The sequence below is a fragment of the Mesorhizobium sp. M1A.F.Ca.IN.022.06.1.1 genome (genome assembly GCF_003952605.1).
Taxonomy (GTDB): domain Bacteria; phylum Pseudomonadota; class Alphaproteobacteria; order Rhizobiales; family Rhizobiaceae; genus Mesorhizobium.
In genome coordinates this window covers 5938974-5956210 of sequence record NZ_CP034455.1, presented here as the reverse complement: position 1 = coordinate 5956210, position 17237 = coordinate 5938974, and the positions used below count along the sequence as shown (strand labels likewise).

19 protein-coding genes are annotated in these 17237 nt (G+C 63.0%); 6 read left to right on the top strand and 13 right to left on the bottom strand.

The window, feature by feature from the left end; translation table 11 throughout:
* Positions 1-60: 60 nt before the first annotated feature.
* From EJ078_RS28290 to EJ078_RS28260, 7 genes are all read right to left on the bottom strand, one after another.
* Entirely contained in the window at positions 61-888 is an 828-nt protein-coding gene (locus tag EJ078_RS28290; RefSeq protein ID WP_127215735.1) for an inositol monophosphatase family protein, read from the bottom strand.
* On the bottom strand, positions 878-1774 hold the full coding sequence (gene ttcA / locus EJ078_RS28285; protein ID WP_127215734.1) for a tRNA 2-thiocytidine(32) synthetase TtcA: 897 nt from the start codon (positions 1772-1774) through the stop codon (positions 878-880). The genes EJ078_RS28290 and ttcA overlap by 11 nt, the downstream gene beginning before the upstream one ends.
* 187 nt (positions 1775-1961) lie before the next feature.
* Complete coding sequence (rpsD, locus tag EJ078_RS28280) at positions 1962-2579, bottom strand: 30S ribosomal protein S4 (RefSeq protein ID WP_095825263.1); 618 nt, start codon at positions 2577-2579, stop codon at positions 1962-1964.
* Between the two features lie 405 nt (positions 2580-2984).
* Positions 2985-3167, bottom strand: a complete 183-nt coding sequence (locus tag EJ078_RS28275) for a DUF3008 family protein (RefSeq protein WP_066995133.1) — start codon at positions 3165-3167, stop codon at positions 2985-2987.
* Between the two features lie 59 nt (positions 3168-3226).
* Positions 3227-4027, bottom strand: coding sequence for a glutamate racemase (gene murI / locus EJ078_RS28270; RefSeq protein ID WP_127215733.1), 801 nt, complete (start codon positions 4025-4027; stop codon positions 3227-3229).
* Between the two features lie 106 nt (positions 4028-4133).
* Entirely contained in the window at positions 4134-4742 is a 609-nt protein-coding gene (locus EJ078_RS28265; protein ID WP_127215732.1) for a DUF805 domain-containing protein, read from the bottom strand.
* A gap of 79 nt (positions 4743-4821) precedes the next feature.
* Positions 4822-5661: an RNA methyltransferase gene (locus EJ078_RS28260; protein WP_127403314.1), complete on the bottom strand. Its 840-nt coding sequence runs from the start codon at positions 5659-5661 to the stop codon at positions 4822-4824.
* Positions 5662-5864: 203 nt separating this feature from the next.
* Here EJ078_RS28260 and EJ078_RS28255 point away from each other — a divergent pair, with 203 nt between their 5' ends.
* The 3 genes from EJ078_RS28255 to EJ078_RS28245 are packed head-to-tail and all read left to right on the top strand — an operon-like array spanning position 5865 to position 8445.
* A complete protein-coding gene (locus tag EJ078_RS28255; RefSeq protein ID WP_095800849.1) occupies positions 5865-7076 on the top strand; it encodes an NADP-dependent isocitrate dehydrogenase in 1212 nt (403 codons plus the stop codon).
* 3 nt (positions 7077-7079) lie between these two features.
* The gene (locus EJ078_RS28250) at positions 7080-7817 is read left to right on the top strand and encodes a hypothetical protein (protein WP_127215730.1); all 738 of its coding nucleotides are present in this window, start codon (positions 7080-7082) and stop codon (positions 7815-7817) included.
* Between the two features lies 1 nt (position 7818).
* Positions 7819-8445, top strand: a complete 627-nt coding sequence (locus EJ078_RS28245; protein WP_127215729.1) for a glutathione S-transferase family protein — start codon at positions 7819-7821, stop codon at positions 8443-8445.
* A 236-nt stretch (positions 8446-8681) separates the two neighbouring features.
* Here EJ078_RS28245 and alaS read toward each other — a convergent pair whose 3' ends face one another.
* Positions 8682-11351 carry an alanine--tRNA ligase gene (alaS, locus tag EJ078_RS28240; RefSeq protein WP_127215728.1) on the bottom strand — a complete coding sequence of 890 codons (2670 nt, stop codon included), beginning with the start codon at positions 11349-11351 and terminating at the stop codon, positions 8682-8684.
* A gap of 270 nt (positions 11352-11621) precedes the next feature.
* Positions 11622-12719, bottom strand: coding sequence for a recombinase RecA (gene recA / locus EJ078_RS28235; protein ID WP_059185132.1), 1098 nt, complete (start codon positions 12717-12719; stop codon positions 11622-11624).
* Positions 12720-12998: 279 nt separating this feature from the next.
* Here recA and EJ078_RS28230 point away from each other — a divergent pair, with 279 nt between their 5' ends.
* Both EJ078_RS28230 and EJ078_RS28225 read left to right on the top strand, forming a co-directional pair.
* Entirely contained in the window at positions 12999-13937 is a 939-nt protein-coding gene (locus EJ078_RS28230) for a carbohydrate kinase family protein (protein WP_127215727.1), read from the top strand.
* Positions 13938-13986: 49 nt separating this feature from the next.
* Complete coding sequence (locus EJ078_RS28225) at positions 13987-14904, top strand: pseudouridine-5'-phosphate glycosidase (protein WP_127403313.1); 918 nt, start codon at positions 13987-13989, stop codon at positions 14902-14904.
* A 3-nt stretch (positions 14905-14907) separates the two neighbouring features.
* Here the strand turns inward: EJ078_RS28225 and EJ078_RS28220 are convergent, their stop codons facing one another.
* On the bottom strand, positions 14908-15231 hold the full coding sequence (locus tag EJ078_RS28220) for a TfoX/Sxy family protein (protein WP_127217535.1): 324 nt from the start codon (positions 15229-15231) through the stop codon (positions 14908-14910).
* Between the two features lie 89 nt (positions 15232-15320).
* Between EJ078_RS28220 and EJ078_RS28215 the strand changes: the two genes are divergently transcribed.
* Entirely contained in the window at positions 15321-15818 is a 498-nt protein-coding gene (locus tag EJ078_RS28215) for a GFA family protein (protein ID WP_127217536.1), read from the top strand.
* Positions 15819-15826: 8 nt separating this feature from the next.
* Here the strand turns inward: EJ078_RS28215 and EJ078_RS28210 are convergent, their stop codons facing one another.
* The 3 genes from EJ078_RS28210 to EJ078_RS28200 all read right to left on the bottom strand — a co-directional run bounded on the left by EJ078_RS28210 (position 15827) and on the right by EJ078_RS28200 (position 17233).
* The gene (locus tag EJ078_RS28210) at positions 15827-16345 is read right to left on the bottom strand and encodes a DUF2199 domain-containing protein (RefSeq protein WP_127217537.1); all 519 of its coding nucleotides are present in this window, start codon (positions 16343-16345) and stop codon (positions 15827-15829) included.
* Entirely contained in the window at positions 16346-16732 is a 387-nt protein-coding gene (sufA, locus tag EJ078_RS28205; protein WP_127403312.1) for a Fe-S cluster assembly scaffold SufA, read from the bottom strand.
* Positions 16733-16840: 108 nt separating this feature from the next.
* Positions 16841-17233, bottom strand: coding sequence for an SUF system Fe-S cluster assembly protein (locus tag EJ078_RS28200; protein WP_095779637.1), 393 nt, complete (start codon positions 17231-17233; stop codon positions 16841-16843).
* Between the last annotated feature and the right edge of the window lie 4 nt (positions 17234-17237).

The following is a 17237-nucleotide window of genomic DNA, read 5'->3' as shown; positions in this document are numbered from 1 at the left end:
GTGAGGGTGTAGATCGACACCTTCCAGCCGACGGGCTGGCCCTCGTCAGCGCAATCGATCCTATTCCGCCCAGAGCTCGCGCCGCAGTTCGTTCCAGCTATCCTTGTCTGGCGCAACCAACAACCCGCCGTCGACATGCGACGGCAGATAGGCATCGCCGTCGATCCGCGCCGCATAACCACCGGCCTCCTGATGGATCAGCACGCCGGCCAGATGGTCCCACGGCATCAGCTTGTTGTAGACGACGAAATGCGCATGGCCGCTCGCCAGCAGCCGGTATTCGTGCGCGGCGCAACGATAGCCGAACTGCGACAGCGCCTTTGTGTGGTTGCGAGCGAGCCGCGAGCGCTCCGGTTCCTTCAGATACTGCCACGAGATCGCGCCGGTCATCTCGGAGATCGGCACCGGCTCGGCGACCCGCACCCTGTCCAGCGCGCCATGTGCGTGGCGGATATGGCTGCCCGCCCCCCTGGCGCCGATCAGCCAGTCCTTCCCGATCGGGTCGTGGATGATGCCGGCAACCGTCTCGCCGTTGACCACGACGCCGAGCATGACGCCGAACAGCGGCACGCCGGAGGCGAAGTTGAAGGTGCCGTCGACCGGATCGATGACGAAGGCGAGTTCGGCATCGCCGAGCCCTTTGAGCAAGGCCGGATTGTCGGAACAGGCCTCCTCGCCGAGGATCATCGCTGAAGGGTAACGCTCGCGCAGCCTGGCAGTGATCAGCCTTTCGGCGTCGACGTCCGCCTCCGTCACCAGATCGGCGGCCGAAGTCTTCTGGCGAACATCGCCCTCGCCCAATCGGCGGAAGCGCGGCATGATTTCGGCCTTGGCTGCGTCAGCTAGAAGCTCGGCCAGCCAGTCGATCGCTTGCATGTCAAACGTCATCGGAAATGTCTTTTCCCATGGTAAGGCGCGCATCGAGCGCGGCGAAGTCGAACAGTTTTCGGTCGAGCAGATGCGAGGGTCGCACATTGGTCATCGCGCGGATCATCGTGTCCTTGCGGCCAGGCATACGCTTCTCGATATCGTCGAGCATCGCCTTCATGGCGTTGCGCTGCAGCCCTTCCTGGCTGCCGCAGAGATCGCACGGGATGATTGGGAACTTCAGTGCATTGGCGAATTTCTCGAGATCCGCCTCGGCGCAATAGGCGAGCGGGCGCAGAACCATGACGTCGCCCTCGTCATTGAGAAGCTTCGGCGGCATGGCGGCGAGACGCCCGCCATGGAAGAGGTTCATGAAAAAGGTTTCGAGGATGTCCTCCCGGTGGTGGCCGAGCACAAGCGCGGTGCAACCCTCCTCGCGCGCGATGCGATAGAGGTGGCCGCGCCTCAGCCGCGAGCAGAGCGAGCAATAGGTGCTGCCCTCGGGCAGCTTGTCGGTGACCACCGAATAGGTGTCCTGGTACTCGATGCGATGCGCAATGCCGTTGCCGCCGAGATAGTCCGGCAGGATATGCTTCGGGAAATTCGGCTGACCTTGGTCGAGATTGCAGGCAAGCAGCTCGACCGGCAGCAGCCCGCGCCATTTGAGATCGAGCAGCAAGGCAAGCAGGCCATAAGAATCCTTGCCCCCGGAGAGCGCCACCAGCCAGCGCTCGCCGGGTTTCACCATGGCGAAGTCTTCGATCGCCTGGCGCGTGAGCCGCAGCAGCCGCTTGCGCAGCTTGTTGAACTCGACCGAGGATGGCACGTCGCGGAACAGCGGATGGAATCCGCCGTCCGGCTCGTCGGCGATCGGCTCAAGCGATTTGACGTTTGGCAGCATATTCATGGCGCAGGTGCCCACGGTTCTGTTGCCGCTTCGCTTAGAGCATTTTGCAGCCAAGTGGAATCACTAGCCGTCGCGGAATTGCGGCTAAAAAAATGACCAGGGTGGAATTGCCGCCCTGGCCGACGCGACAGACAAAGAAAAGGCCGCCTCGAGGGCGGCCTTGGATGGGTGTCGCCGATTGGTCGGATCAGCGCGAATAGAATTCGACGACCAGGTTCGGTTCCATCTGGACGGCGAACGGAACATCCGCCAGGCCGGGAACGCGGTTGTAGGTCGCGGTCATCTTGTTGTGATCGGCCTCGATATAGTCCGGCACGTCACGCTCGGCCAAGCCTACCGATTCCAGCACGATGACGAGCTGCTTCGACTTCTCGCGCACCTCGATGACGTCGCCCGGCTTGCAGCGGTACGAACCGATATTGGTGCGCCTGCCGTTGACGTTGACGTGGCCATGGTTGACGAACTGGCGGGCCGCGAAGATGGTCGGCACGAACTTGGCGCGATAGACAATCGCGTCGAGACGCGACTCGAGCAGGCCGATCAGGTTCTCGGAGGTGTCGCCCTTGCGGCGGTTGGCCTCCTCATAGACCTTGCGGAACTGCTTTTCCGAAACGTCGCCATAGTGGCCCTTGAGCTTCTGCTTGGCGCGCAACTGCAGGCCGAAGTCGGAAAGCTTGCCCTTGCGGCGCTGGCCATGCTGGCCGGGACCGTATTCGCGCTTGTTGACCGGGGACTTCGGACGGCCCCAGATATTTTCGCCGAGACGGCGGTCGATCTTGTATTTCGCGGATTCGCGCTTGCTCATCGCATTCCCTTTCAAAACGATATACCCGGAACCCCTTGGCTCCGGGTGAAGGAAACGCGCCCTCCTCTGGCCTCCGTTTTCGAGGCCTGACAGGATTTCCCACGCAACGCGACGGAAAACCCACGGGACACGTCAGTTCGAACAAGACCGCCGACAGACTGGCTTCCGGTGAGGTCTTGCCCATGCAAAAGAAACCACCGGACGTCGCCGCCCGGTGTTGGTGGCCCTGTTAAACAGAGATTTAACCGGTGTCAAGCTCGTGATCGGCGACGCACCGGCTCCACTATTCTGCCGTCAGAAAGCCGCAGCCCGGCGAAGGCACTGGCATGGCCGAAAGCAGATCCGCCACGTCATGGCATGCCGCGGTTTCCTATCCAGGCACCAACTTGAGAGCCAGGCAGGAGTTCATGACTTCTTGCTAGGCAGTCCCTTGCGTTTGGTCTCGGCGAACTCCTCGAGTTGCTTCTCGCTCATGGACTCGTACATCTCGCGCGAAGCACCCTTAAGCTCGGTTTTCTTGGTCTCGCCGCGCTTGGCCGAAAGGGCTGCGCCGGCTGCCTTCTGTTGGGCTTGCGATTTGGCTGGCATGCGATTTCTCCCTGTGCGGTAGTGGGAAGAGAAACGCTGCGGCGCTATCGCAGTTCCAGCTAGCGCGAGGTCAGCCCAAAGCCCTGGATGAGCCTGCGCGTGGCGAAATCCACCTTACCAGAGGTGAAGAGGGCGATATCGGGCTCGGTCTCGCCCGACGGTTCGCCGATAGGCTGCAGCAGCGACATGGCGCGCCGGGCAATGGCTTCCGCCGGATCGATCCAGTCGACCGGCCACGGAGCGGTCTTGCGCATGCGGTTGGCCAGGAACGGATAATGCGTGCAGGCGAGCACGACGATGTCGGTGCGCTGCCCGTCGTGCTCGATGAAGCAGGGCGCGATCTCGGCGCGCACGGCTTCCTCGTCGACAAAACCTTCGCGCATATAGATCTCGGCCAATGCGGCAAGCCTGTCGCTGCCGACGAGCCGGACATGGCATTTCTGCGCCCATTTGCTGATCAGGTCACGCGTGTACTGACGCTTAACCGTGCCCGGGGTCGCCAGCACCGAAACCAGGCCGGACCGCGTGCGCTCGGCCGCCGGCTTGATCGCGGGCACCGTTCCGACAAACAGATGACCGGGAAATTTTTCCCGCAGCGCATCGATCACCAGGGTCGAGGCGGTGTTGCAGGCGATCACTGAGATCGCCGGCTGCAGACGGTCGAGCAATTTGCCGAACAGGGCGAGTATGTGCTCCTTGAGCGCCGGCTCTTCCCATGCGCCGTAAGGAAAAGCCGCGTCGTCGGCGACATAGACGAAGCGCCGATCCGGCATCAGGACGCGCGCCTCGCGCAGCACCGTCAGTCCGCCGACACCGGAATCGAGCATCAGGATCGGACGCTGGTTTGATCGATCGTTCATTGTCATCCGACTACAGGAAGAAGCTGACCCGAGATTTGGCCAATCGCGCTTCTATCCTGAACGATCATGGTCTTGAAGTGGCAGATGCCAGCAGCTTTTGCGCAACTCAGAGCCCCCGCTTGCCGAAGCCGGCGGGTCGCGCCCGGCCAAACGGCTGCGGCGCCGGCGCCGGACGCGCGGGTTGCGCAGCAGTCCGTGGCGCAGCTGGAGCGACGCTCGCTGTCGCCCTCGCGGGGAGCGCCTCCGCCGGCAACGAGCCTTCAAAGTCGAAAGCCTCGGTCAGCTCATCGATGTTGCTGCCGGCCACAGGCTTTGCCCACAGGATCGTGCACCAGAGGCCGAATATGGCAAGGCCGAGCAGGTTCAGGCCACCGGGCGCGCTCTCAGGATTGCCGAAATCGATGACCAGAAGCGTTCCGGCCTGCAGCAATCCATAGATGCCGGAAAAGGCGATATAGGACCAGAGAATCCAGCCTGAACCATCGGCATCGCGGCTGCGGCGCCATGCGATGTTGCAGCGCAGCGCGACGAAGACGAGCGACACAACAAGCGCGGCGCCGGCCAGGCTTTGCCGCGACGGACCCGGCATCGAATTGATCAATCCCGCGAAGCCGGTCGTTGCGGCAATGCAGAGCACGATCGTTACCGCTTCCGCTATGAACAGACCTAGCGAATAGAAGAAGAAATGCAGACGGCCAATATTGGACGTAAACATCTGCTGCCCCATCGTTTCGAGAACGATGAACCAAACCGCATAATATTCGGTTACCTTGAAGGTTCGGAGCTTACGGATTTTAACTTTCTTTGTCCGTTGTTCGCTTGCGCGTAGCCGGCGCCCGCCTCGGATCATCCCCCGGTGAGCCGTCGCCGCGCGGCATTGCCGGCGAAAACCTGTCGAGCGACGAGATGATGCCGCGCAGCACCTTCAACTCGGGCTCAGCGAATCCCGCCCGCGTCAGCACGGCGCGCAGATTGTCGACCATCTTAGGCCTCTTCTCTTCCGGGCGGAAATAGCCGCGCGCCTCGAGAGCGCCTTCGAGATAGGTGAACAGGCTGTGCAGCTGTTCCTTGGTCGCCGGAACGAGCTCCGGTCCGGCGAAGTTGGTCGCGGTCTCTTCGGCAAGGCCGGATTTCATCCATTCATAGGACATCAAAAGCACGGCCTGTGCGATGTTGAGCGAGGAGAAGCCGGGATCGACGGGAAAGGTGACGATCTCGTCAGCCAGACCAACCTCTTCATTGTAGAGGCCAAAACGTTCACGGCCGAACAGAATTCCGGTGCGCAGCCCCGCCTGCTCGCGGGCCCGGAGCGCCCTGCCCGCATCCACCGGACCGCGCACCGGCTTGAAGCCGTCACGCTCGCGGGCGGTGGTGGCGAAGACGAAGTTGAGGTCGGCCACTGCCGAGGCAAGGTCGTCGAACACCGTTGTCGCATCGATGACGTGGTCGGCGCGGCTGGCGGCGGCACGCGCCTTCTCGCTCGGCCAGCCGTCGCGCGGATTGACCAGGCGCAGCTCCGAAAGGCCGAAATTCGCCATGGCGCGCGCGACCATGCCGATATTCTCGCCGAGCTGCGGCTCGACAAGGATGATCGCCGGTCCGGCGGTCTTGGCGGTGTCGTTTGCGGCTCGCATGGCTCTCCGTACATGGGGTTTGCGGCGTTTCGGCGTCCCCTGCCACATCCGGGCCTGAAAATGAAGCATTCACAAGCGCGACACCGGTCTGCGATCGGCTGATCGAAGTTTGCGCGCTCAAAAAGGCTTTGATATACGCTGCCCAACCTCGGCCGAAGCCACGGGCAAGGCCGTTCAGATCCCCAGCAACGAGGCATTTTTCCATGGCGAAGATCAAGGTGGCGAACCCGGTCGTCGAGCTCGACGGCGACGAGATGACCCGCATCATCTGGCAGTTCATCAAGGACAAGCTGATCCACCCCTATCTCGACATCAAGCTGGACTATTTCGATCTAGGGATCGAGAACCGGGACGCCACCAATGACCAGGTGACCGTCGACTCGGCCAACGCAATCAAGAAATACGGCGTCGGCGTGAAATGCGCGACGATCACGCCCGACGAGCAGCGCGTCGAGGAATTCAAGCTGAAGAAAATGTGGAAGTCGCCCAACGGCACCATCCGCAACATCCTCGGCGGCACCATCTTTCGCGAGCCGATCATCATGAAGAACGTGCCGCGCCTGGTGCCCGGCTGGACCAAGCCGATCGTCGTCGGCCGTCACGCCTTCGGCGACCAATACCGCGCCACCGACTTCCGCTTCCCGGGCAAGGGGAAGCTGACAATCAAATTCGTCGGCGAGGACGGCCAGGTGATCGAGCATGACGTCTTCGATGCGCCGGGCGCCGGCGTCGCCATGGCCATGTACAATCTCGACGAGTCGATCCGCGAATTCGCTCGCGCCTCGCTGAACTATGGCCTGCTGCGCAACTTCCCGGTCTATCTCTCGACCAAGAATACCATTCTCAAAGCCTATGACGGGCGCTTCAAGGACATCTTCCAGGAAGTCTACGAGAAGGAATTCGAGGCCGAGTTCAAGGCGAGAAAACTCTGGTACGAGCACCGCCTGATTGACGACATGGTCGCCTCCAGCCTGAAATGGTCGGGCGGCTATGTCTGGGCCTGCAAGAATTATGACGGCGACGTGCAATCCGACACCGTGGCGCAAGGCTTCGGCTCGCTCGGCCTGATGACCTCGGTGCTGATGACGCCGGACGGCAAGACCGTGGAAGCGGAAGCCGCCCACGGCACCGTCACCCGCCACTACCGCCAGCATCAGAAGGGCGAGGAAACCTCGACCAACTCGATCGCCTCGATCTTCGCCTGGACGCGTGGGTTGGCCCACCGCGCCAAGCTCGACGGCAATGCCGAGCTCAAGCGCTTTGCCGAGACGCTGGAAAAGGTCTGCATCCAGACCGTCGAGGGCGGCTTCATGACCAAGGACCTGTCGCTGCTGATCGGCCCCGACCAGCCCTGGCTGTCGACCACCGGCTTTCTCGACAAGATCGACGAGAACCTGCAGAAGGCGATGGGGTAAGAAGTGCCGAGCCTTGTTGCCGGCGAAAGGGTCCGCCTTTGCGCTGGCAACAATGCCGACCTCTGCCAGGCTATTTTCAAGGTGCACGGGCTAAGCGGCCGGAGGAGCCGCTCCGTCTGGTCCAGCGATGAGCAAGCACCTCCTTACTACCCCAATGCCGCCACTTTGGATGCCGATGCCGTACCGATCCAACTTGCAGAAATAGCCAGACTGACATCTGTTCTTGCCACCAGCTTTTCGGTCAAGGATGGCTTCTGCCGTCTGGATCTCCGACCGCTCGGGTTCAGCCAACTCTTCGAAGCAAGCTGGATCTGGATGGACCTAAGGCGTCCAACGACGACCCCCTCCGGTTGGGAACGTGTTGGGGACGCAGCCAGCTTGGAGATGTGGGAACTTGCCTGGACGGATGGCGCAGGTTCCTCCAGCGGCCGTGTCTTTCCGACCGCAGTTCTGGCCGACCCCGCCATCGCCATCCTTGGCCGACGGACGGCCGACGGCTTCACCGCCGGCTGCATAGCCAATAGATCCGAGCTCGTGATCGGGTTGTCAAATGTCTTTGCCACGGATGGCAATCCGACCTATCGAGATGCTGTGCGAGCCGCAGCCAATACGTTTGCTGAAGGTCGCGCGCTGGTCGGGTATGAACGCGGCGGCGAGCTGGATGACGCACTGGACTGCGGCTTTCAGACCACCGGCACGCTGCGCGTCTGGATACGGGACAGCCAAGCCAAAGAGGACTGAAGTGGCAAAGCCTCTTCTCTACGGTGCCCACTACAGCGTCTATGTCCGCATCGCGCGAATGGCGCTGGAGGAAAAGGGCGTCGACTACGAACTCATCCCTCTCGACATCTTCACGGCGGAAGGCATACCGCCCTGGTATCTGGAGCATCATCCGTTCGCCCGCATTCCGGCCTTCGAGCATGACGGTTTTCGGCTCTTCGAGACCGGTGCGATCGCACGCTACATCGACGAGGCCTTCGCCGGTCCGGCCCTGCAGCCCAGCGATACGCGCTGTCGGGCGCGGATGAACCAGATCATCGGCATGCTCGATGCCTACGCTTACCGGGCCATGGTCTGGAATGTCGCCGTCGAGCGGCTGGAAAAGGCGGCGCCGGACGAAGCCTTGATCGCGCGGGGGATTTCGCAGGCGGAGACGGTGCTGCGGACGCTTGTTTCATTGAGCACCCCGGGCCCCTGGCTGCTCGGCGATCAGTTGACCCTGGCCGATCTGCACGCGGCGTCGATTATCGGCTATTTCCTCAAGGTCGCCGAAGGGCGAAAGCTGCTTGCGCGGTTTCCAGAAATCCGGAATTGGAATGGGCGCGTTGCCGTTCGCCCGAGCTTTGCGCGAACCGAGAAAGCCGCCTGATTCGAGTGAACGTCCTCGATGCCGGCGTGCCCCTCATTGCCCTGCCGGGCACTTCTCCCCGTAAACGGGCCTAAATGGGGAGAAAGAGGCTGGGCGCGACGCCGGCGATTGGCGAAAATCGCGGTGACAGCGCCCTTCTCCCCGTTCGACGGGGAGAAGATGGCGGCTGCCAGATGAGGGGCAGCGCTACCCTCGGAGAAGGTGGAACTGGCTTAAATTGAAGCCCTGTAGCTGGCTTACGCGGCTTCGAGCGCCGCCTTTACCGCCGCGATGGCGTCGTCCGCCTTGGAGGCGTCGGGGCCGCCGGCTTGCGCCATATCGGGACGCCCGCCGCCGCCCTGCCCGCCAAGCGCGGCGGACGCAACACGGACGAGATCGACAGCGCTGAAGCGGCCGGTCAGGTCGTCGGTGACGCCGACCACCACGCTCGCCTTGTTGTCCTCGCCGGCACCGATAAAGACGACCACGCCGGAGCCCAGCGTCTTCTTACCGGCATCCGCAAGCGGCTTCAGGTCCTTCGGCGCGACACCGCTGACCGCTTTGCCGAGGAAGCCGACACCCGCAACCGTCTCGTTGGTGGCCGGAGCATCGGCAACGGCCGCGCCGCCGCCAAGGGCCAGTTTCTTGCGCGCCTCGGTGAGCTCTTTCTCGAGTTTCTTGCGCTCCTCGAGCAAAGTCTCGACACGCGCCGGAACGTCGGCCGGCGAGATCCTCAAGGTCGCCGCGGCTGCCTTCAGGCGCTTGTCCTGCTCGTCGAGATGCTTGCGCGCCGCCTCGCCGGTCAGCGCCTCGATGCGGCGCACGCCGGCGGCGACCGCGCTGTCCGACAGGATCCGCACAAGGCCGATATCGCCGGTCGACCTGACATGCGTGCCGCCGCAGAGCTCGACCGAATAGGGACGGTTGGCCTTGGCGCCGTGCAGGCCGGTGCCCATCGAAACGACGCGCACCTCGTCGCCGTATTTCTCGCCGAACAGCGCCATCGCGCCCTCGGCAATAGCATCGTCCACCGACATCAGCCGCGTCGTGACTGGGCTGTTCTGCACGACGATCTCGTTCGCCATGCACTCGACATCCTCGAGCTCCTCAGCCGAGATCGGCTTGTTGTGCGAGATGTCGAAGCGGAGGCGATCAGGCGCGACCAGCGAACCCTTCTGCGCGACATGGGTGCCCAGCACCTCGCGCAGCGCCTCGTGGATGAGATGCGTCGCGGAGTGATTGGCGCGCAGCTTCGAACGGCGCGCGTGATCGACTTTTAGCTCCACGGCAGCACCGGTCTTGATCGTGCCGCGCGTCACCTTGCCCAAATGCACGAAAAGCCCGTCGGCCTTCTTTTGCGTGTCGGTGACCTCGATCGAGAAGCCGTCGCCGGAAATCATGCCGCTATCGCCCATCTGGCCACCGGATTCGCCATAGAACGGCGTCTGGTTGACGACGACGGCAATCGCGTCGCCCTGCCCTGCGCTGTCGACAATCTTGCCATCCTTGACCAAGGCCTGGATCAGGCCTTCCGCCTCTTCCGTCTCGTAACCGAGGAAATCGGTGGCGCCGGTCTGCTCGCGCACCGGGAACCAGACCGTCTCGGTCGCCGCTTCGCCCGACCCCGCCCAGTGCGCGCGCGCTTCCGCCTTCTGCCGCTCCATCGCAGCGGTGAAGCCGGCAAGATCGACCGAGATGTCGCGTTGGCGCAGCGCATCCTGCGTCAGGTCGAGCGGGAAGCCATAGGTGTCGTAGAGTTTGAAGGCCGTCTCGCCATCCAGCATGTCGCCGGCGTGCAGCTGTTCCGTCGCCTCCGAAAGCAGGCCGAGACCGCGGACCAGCGTCTTGCGGAAGCGCGTCTCCTCGAGCTTCAGCGTCTCGGTGATCAGCGCTTCGCCACGCACCAGTTCCGGATAGGCCTGGCCCATCTCGCGTACCAGCGCCGGCACCAGCTTCCACATCAGGGGCTCCTTGGCGCCGAGCAGTTGCGCATGGCGCATGGCACGACGCATGATGCGACGCAGCACATAGCCGCGGCCTTCATTGGAGGGCAGCACGCCGTCGGCCACCAGGAAGGATGACGAGCGCAAATGATCCGCGATCACGCGGAACGATGCTGCATTCTCCTGGTTGTGACCGTGCCCGAGCGCCGAGCATGCCGCATCGATCAAATGCCGGAACAGGTCGGTCTCAAAGACGCTCTCCACTCCCTGAAGGATCGAAGCCATGCGCTCCAGGCCCATGCCGGTGTCGATCGACGGGCGCGGCAGGTCGATGCGCTCGTCTTTCGTCACCTGCTCATATTGCATGAACACCAGGTTCCAGAATTCGAGGAACCGGTCGCCGTCCTCTTCCGGGCTGCCGGGCGGACCGCCCCAGATATGCTCGCCGCGATCGATGAATATCTCCGAGCACGGACCACAGGGACCGGTGTCGCCCATCGCCCAGAAATTGTCAGAGGTCGGAATGCGGATGATGCGATCGTCCGAGAAGCCGGCGATCTTCTTCCAATAGCCGGCCGCCTCGTCGTCTGTGTGATAGACGGTGACCAGAAGCTTGTCCTTCGGCAGGCCGAATTCCTTGGTGATCAGGTTCCAGGCAAGCTCGATCGCGCGCTCCTTGAAATAATCGCCGAACGAGAAATTGCCGAGCATCTCGAAGAAGGTGAGATGGCGCGCGGTGTAGCCGACATTGTCGAGATCGTTGTGCTTGCCGCCGGCGCGCACGCTCTTCTGCGCGGTCGCGGCGCGCGAATAGGACCGCTTCTCCAGGCCGGTGAACACGTTCTTGAATTGCACCATGCCGGCGTTGGTGAACATCAGCGTCGGATCGTTGCGCGGCACCAGCGGGCTGGAGGCAACGATCTCATGACCCTCCTTGCGGAAGTAGTCGAGGAATGTCGACCGGATCTCGTTCACGCCACTCATGGATACTGCCTTTTCGCGAAAACCGCCGGCCAGGCCGGCGGCAAATGGGCTTTCGTGTGTCAGAAGATAGATTGGCCTTTTAGCCGTAGCTCTTGACCCTGTCCAGAAACACGGAACCAGGCCCAGTCCTCCTGGCTGGGCGGCCTGTGTCCTCGCCCCCAAACGCAAACCGCCGGCACGAAGGCCGGCGGTTCGAACGCAGTACTGGGGAACTCGATTACATCAGCTTTAGATAATGGATCCGGATTATGGCCGAACTCCGGCAGTTGTCTACATCGCTCCAGCCTCGTCCTCGAAGCCGTCGTCACCGCCTTCGGAGCCGCCGTTCTCGAGGAATTTTTCCGCGATCAGCCCGGCATTCTGCCTCAGCGCCAGCTCGATCTCGCGCGCCGTGTCCGGATTGTCGCGCAGGAAAAGCTTGGCGTTCTCGCGGCCCTGGCCGAGTCGCTGCGAATTATAGGAAAACCAGGCGCCCGACTTCTCGACCACGCCGGCCTTGACCCCGAGATCGACGAGCTCGCCGGTCTTCGACACGCCCTCGCCATACATGATGTCGAACTCGACCACCTTGAAGGGCGGAGCCAGCTTGTTCTTCACCACCTTGACGCGGGTCTGGTTGCCGACCACTTCGTCACGATCCTTGACCGAGCCGATGCGGCGGATGTCGAGGCGCACCGAGGCATAGAATTTCAGCGCGTTGCCGCCGGTCGTGGTTTCCGGCGAGCCGAACATGACGCCGATCTTCATACGGATCTGGTTGATGAAGATGACCATGGTGTTGGAGCGCGAGATCGATGCGGTCAGCTTGCGCAGCGCCTGGCTCATCAGACGGGCCTGCAGGCCGGGCAGCGCATCGCCCATCTCGCCCTCGATTTCGGCGCGCGGCGTCAGTGCCGCCACCGAATCGACCACCAGAACGTCGATGGCGCCGGAGCGCACCAGCGTGTCGCAGATCTCCAGCGCCTGCTCACCCGTGTCGGGCTGCGAGATCAGGAGGTTTTCGAGGTCTACGCCGAGCTTGCGGGCATAGACCGGATCGAGCGCGTGCTCGGCATCGACGAAGGCGCAGATACCGCCCTTCTTCTGGGCTTCCGCAACCGTGTGCAGCGCCAGCGTCGTCTTGCCCGAGCTTTCCGGCCCGTAGATTTCGATGATGCGGCCGCGCGGCAATCCGCCGACGCCGAGCGCGATGTCGAGCCCGAGCGATCCCGTCGGCACGGTTTCGATCTCGACCACCTGCTCATTGGCGCCGAGCCGCATGATCGAGCCCTTGCCGAAAGCGCGCTCGATTTGCGACAGCGCCGCATCCAGAGCCTTTGATTTGTCCACTGCCTTATCCTCTACAAGCCGCAAACTATTCTGAGCCATGATACATCACCCCTTGGTCGTCAATGAAGGCCGGACAATCCGTGATCCCTGCCAGTTTGTACCTTTTTTGTTCTCATCTGGCAAGAGGCAGCAAATGGCTGGAAAACAAACAATATCTGGATTTGTTCTATTTTTGTCTCACTAGAGATGGCGTGAAGCAGTGCTGCTGATCCAAGCGAGATCTCGTTACCCGGCGGCCCGAATCGCGACCCGATTGCGGGGCGATGCGCGGAAACCTAGTGTGCCCACGCAAACAATCAACGAGGTCACCTCCGCGGCATGCCGACATCCCCAAACATCCTGGCGCTGGGCGGCGCCCATATCGACCGGCGCGGCAAGGTCTCGGGCCCTTACGTGCCCGCCGCATCCAATCCCGGCATCATGCGCGAGGATGTCGGCGGCGGCGTTTTCAACGCGCTGCGCAGCATTGTGAAGCGCGGCGTCTCGGCCTCGCTGCTTTCGGTGCGGGGCGGCGATGCGGCGGGTGAGGCGGTCGCATCGGCGATCGACGAGGCCGGCATCGCCGACCTTTCGGCGGTGTTCCTCGACCGCACGACGCCGAGCTACACTGCGCTGATCGACAGCGAGGGGGAGTTGATCGTCGGCTTTGCCGATATGGGCCTTTACGACCTCGCCTTCCCCAAGCAGATCCGCCGCGCCAAGGTGCGCGAGGCGATCGCCGAGGCAGACGCGATCCTCTGCGACGCGAACCTGCCGACGGCGGCCCTCGAGCGCCTGGTTGCGCAAGCCGGCGACAGGCCGGTTTTCGCCATCGCCGTCTCGCCAGCCAAGGTGGTGCGGCTAGCGCCGCTGCTCGGCAATCTTTCGCTGCTGTTCATGAACCGCCGAGAGGCGGCGGCGCTAGCTGGTGCGGATATTTCCGGCCGCGATCTTGTCGGGGAACTCAGGCGGCTGAGCTTGACGGCAGGCGTGATCACGGCCGGCAGTGCTCCGGTGCTCGGCTTCGACCGATCGGGCGTCTTCGCCATCGACCCGCCCTCCCCGCGACGAGTTGCCGACGTAACCGGCGCCGGCGACGCCCTGACCGGAGCAACGGTTGCCGCGCTGCTGCGCGGGCTGCCTTTGCGGAGGGCACTGCGCGAAGGTGTTGCCGCGGCGATGCTCGCCATCGAGAGCGCCGAGGCGGTACCGTCTTTCACCGCCGGCAGTTTTGGCCAGGCGCTTGCCCTTGTGCCCGAGGCACGGGTGGTGGCATAGGGCCACAAACTATCTTGCCGGAGTGTTTTCTCCGGAGTGGAGAACGGACATGACGCCCGAAACCGCCCGCCCCTTCATCGACATTCATCCGCCAGTGGCGGAGGCGCTTGCCGCCGGGCGGCCTGTGGTGGCGCTGGAAAGCACCATCATTACCCACGGTATGCCATACCCCGACAATGGCGCGATGGCCGCCAAGGTCGAGCAGATCATCGCCGAGAGCGGCGCCGTGCCGGCGACGATCGCCGTGGTCGATGGACGCATCAAGATTGGCCTTTCCGATGGCGAGCGCGAATCGCTTGCCATGACCGGCGACGCCATGAAGCTGTCGCGTGCCGATATCGGCTTTGCCGTCGCCCAAAAGCGCACCGGCGGCACCACCGTGGCCGCCACCATGATCGCCGCGCACATGGCCGGCATAAAGGTCTTCGCCACCGGCGGCATCGGCGGCGTCCACAAGGGCGCCGAAAAGAGTTTTGACATCTCGGCCGACCTCGACGAGCTGGCGCGCACGCCGGTCGTCGTCGTCTCGGCCGGCGCCAAGGCGATCCTCGACATCGAAAAGACGCTGGAAGTGCTGGAGACGCGCGGCGTGCCAGTCATCGGCCATGGCTGCGAGACCATGCCGGCCTTCTGGTCCAGGCAATCGCCCTTCCGCGCGCCGCTGACGTTGCATGCGCCTGAAGATATCGCGCATTTCTATCATATCCGGCAGGCGCTCGGCCTCGGCGGCGGCATACTGGTCGCCAATCCGGTGCCGCAGAACGATGAGATCCCGGCAGCCGAGATGGACGGCTACATCCATTCCGCGCAGAAGGCGGCCGAAGCGCAGAACATCACCGGCAAGGCGGTAACGCCGTTCCTTTTGTCGAGGATCTTGGAGATCACCGGCGGCCGCAGCCTCAAGACCAACATCGCGCTGGTCGAGAACAATGCGCGGCTGGCTGCGGAGATCGCGAAGGCGCTGTAGGCCTTATCTGCCCGCGCGCCGCCCCGCTTCACAAGCGCGCCGCGCCCAGACCGCCATTTCGTCGGGATCGTCGAAGGCGCTGTCGGGAACGCTCCAATAGGGCATCGCCACCTCCTTGCCGTGCCGCGAGCCGGTATAGGTCCATTGGCTACAGCCGGCGGCTTCGAATTCGGGGATCGTCTCCTCGTCGGCCTTCAGCATCAGTTCGCCGCGCACGACCACCGCGACGATGACGCCGTCGCAATAGATGCCCTTGCCGCCGAACAGTTTTCGGATGCTGATCGGCCCCAGGCTCTCGAACAATTCTTCGAGGCGGTCATTGTCCATGCCGCAATCATCTCATCCGGCATGGGCCTTGTCATCGCAGCAACCAACAGCATGCTGACAGGTTGAGACATGAAATGGAGTTTCGCGCCATGCCTGTCCTGCTCAAAGGCTCCTGCCGCTGCGGCGCCGTCCGCTTCGAGGTGGAAAGTCACACGCCCGTGCCGTTCATGCTCTGCTACTGCTCGATCTGCCGCAAGCAGCAGGGCGGCGGCGGTTTTGCCATCAATCTCGGCGCCGACAACGAAACGCTCAAGGTCACCGGCAAGCCCAATCTCGGCGTCTACCGCGCTGAGATCGAGGACGACGAGCATCCGCACTGCGAGGTCTCGACCGGCGAGCGCAATTTCTGCAAGACATGCGGCGCCGCGCTCTGGCTCTACGACCCGACTTGGCCGGACCTCGTCCATCCCTTCGCCTCGGCGATCGACAGCGACCTGCCGAAGCCGCCGGAAAAGGTGCATCTGATGCTGAAATACAAGGCGAGCTGGGTCGAACCGGCGATCGGCAAGAACGACAAGGTGTTCGAGCTCTATCCCGAAGAATCGATCGCCGACTGGCACAAGCGCACCAGCTCGTGGGTGGACTAAGCCTGAATCTAAGAGCGATGGGTTAGCGCAACCCAGCGCTCGATCTGCCTCACATCCACCCCTTCGCGCTGCGCGGCGACCAAGGGGTGGTCTGCATCATGCAGAAAAACCCTGGGACGCAGATTGCCGGGCTGAAACACAACATTGGCATGCAGGTGCATCGAGCTCGGATACTCAGGAATGTCGTGCATCAAATACCCGAAGCAGAGCTCGTCCTCATATTGGCCGCTATCATACCCGGCTCGATACACATTCCAGCTTCTTTCCGAGACGGACATCCAAACACCGAAACAGAACTCTTCAGCCAACTGAGGTACCGGCAAGGGCAGCAGGCAACGAATGAAGCGGTCTGTTTGCCCCGTGGCGTAACTCACCACGCAAAAATCGTCGTTCTTGCGGAAAGTCGACCGAGCTACCTCGTCAAGCGCGTCTGGATTCACCGGTGCGCCAAAGGCTATATCGGTGGGAAGTCCGGTCAACTCCTGGTCACAGCAGGCACATCGCCAGCGATATGCCTCGGCGCTCACCTAAGCAGCGCTTGAAGCGCGCACCTCCGCCAGCGCCTTGAGATCGGCCGGCTTCAGCTCGACGGATTCGCCGCAGCCGCAGGCCGAGCTCTGGTTCGGGTTCCTGAAGGTGAAGCCGGTTCGCAGCGTCGTCTGCTCGAAATCCATCTCGGTTCCGAGCAGGAAAAGCGCCGCTTCCGGCGCGACATAGACGTGCGCGCCGTCGCGCTCGATATGATCGTCCTTGGGGTTCGGCTCGGTGACCAGATCGACCGTGTATTCCATCCCGGCGCAGCCGCCCTTCTTGATGCCAAGACGGATCCCATGCGCGTTGTCGCGCGTAGCGACGATCTCACGCACGCGGTCCGCGGCCTTGTCGGTCATCGTGATGACGGCGAAGCGTCCCATGTCATTCTCCACGTTCGCGCGGGTTCAAGGCCCGCGGAATGAGTCTGCCTTTAAGATGGTGAAGTTTCACCTTTGCTGCAAGCCAGCCAACCTTAGTGGGGTCGCTGGCTAGTACCATCCAACCGCGACCTGCGCCTCTTCCGACATCCGGTCGGGTGTCCACGGCGGGTCGAACACCATGTTGACCTCGACGCCCGAAACCCCCTCCACGGCGCCGACGGCGTTCTCGACCCAGCCCGGCATTTCGCCGGCCACCGGGCAGCCCGGCGCGGTCAGCGTCATGTCGATCTTGACCGTCCGGTCGTCCTCGATGTCGATCCTGTAGACGAGGCCGAGCTCGTAGATGTCGGCCGGGATTTCCGGATCGTAGACAGTCTTCAGCGCCGAGACGATATCGTCGGTCAGCCTCGCTAGCTCATCGGCGGGGATCGCCGAGGCTGAGACGAGGCCGTTACCGGCCGTTTCCGGCGCGGTCTCTGCGGTGGTGGTCACATCGTCCATCATC

Bases quoted from the DNA above. Each gene is read 5' to 3' on its own strand.
- EJ078_RS28200 (WP_095779637.1), bottom strand. From the start codon at position 17,233: ATGGACGATGTGACCACCACCGCAGAGACCGCGCCGGAAACGGCCGGT.
- EJ078_RS28230 (WP_127215727.1), top strand. From the start codon at position 12,999: ATGCCGACATCCCCAAACATCCTGGCGCTGGGCGGCGCCCATATCGAC.
- EJ078_RS28215 (WP_127217536.1), top strand. From the start codon at position 15,321: ATGCCTGTCCTGCTCAAAGGCTCCTGCCGCTGCGGCGCCGTCCGCTTC.
- EJ078_RS28275 (WP_066995133.1), bottom strand. From the start codon at position 3,167: ATGCCAGCCAAATCGCAAGCCCAACAGAAGGCAGCCGGCGCAGCCCTT.
- murI (WP_127215733.1), bottom strand. From the start codon at position 4,027: ATGAACGATCGATCAAACCAGCGTCCGATCCTGATGCTCGATTCCGGT.
- alaS (WP_127215728.1), bottom strand. From the start codon at position 11,351: ATGAGTGGCGTGAACGAGATCCGGTCGACATTCCTCGACTACTTCCGC.
- rpsD (WP_095825263.1), bottom strand. From the start codon at position 2,579: ATGAGCAAGCGCGAATCCGCGAAATACAAGATCGACCGCCGTCTCGGC.
- EJ078_RS28260 (WP_127403314.1), bottom strand. From the start codon at position 5,661: ATGCGAGCCGCAAACGACACCGCCAAGACCGCCGGACCGGCGATCATC.
- sufA (WP_127403312.1), bottom strand. From the start codon at position 16,732: ATGGGACGCTTCGCCGTCATCACGATGACCGACAAGGCCGCGGACCGC.
- EJ078_RS28225 (WP_127403313.1), top strand. From the start codon at position 13,987: ATGACGCCCGAAACCGCCCGCCCCTTCATCGACATTCATCCGCCAGTG.
- EJ078_RS28255 (WP_095800849.1), top strand. From the start codon at position 5,865: ATGGCGAAGATCAAGGTGGCGAACCCGGTCGTCGAGCTCGACGGCGAC.
- ttcA (WP_127215734.1), bottom strand. From the start codon at position 1,774: ATGAATATGCTGCCAAACGTCAAATCGCTTGAGCCGATCGCCGACGAG.
- recA (WP_059185132.1), bottom strand. From the start codon at position 12,719: ATGGCTCAGAATAGTTTGCGGCTTGTAGAGGATAAGGCAGTGGACAAA.
- EJ078_RS28290 (WP_127215735.1), bottom strand. From the start codon at position 888: ATGACGTTTGACATGCAAGCGATCGACTGGCTGGCCGAGCTTCTAGCT.
- EJ078_RS28265 (WP_127215732.1), bottom strand. From the start codon at position 4,742: ATGTTTACGTCCAATATTGGCCGTCTGCATTTCTTCTTCTATTCGCTA.
- EJ078_RS28220 (WP_127217535.1), bottom strand. From the start codon at position 15,231: ATGGACAATGACCGCCTCGAAGAATTGTTCGAGAGCCTGGGGCCGATC.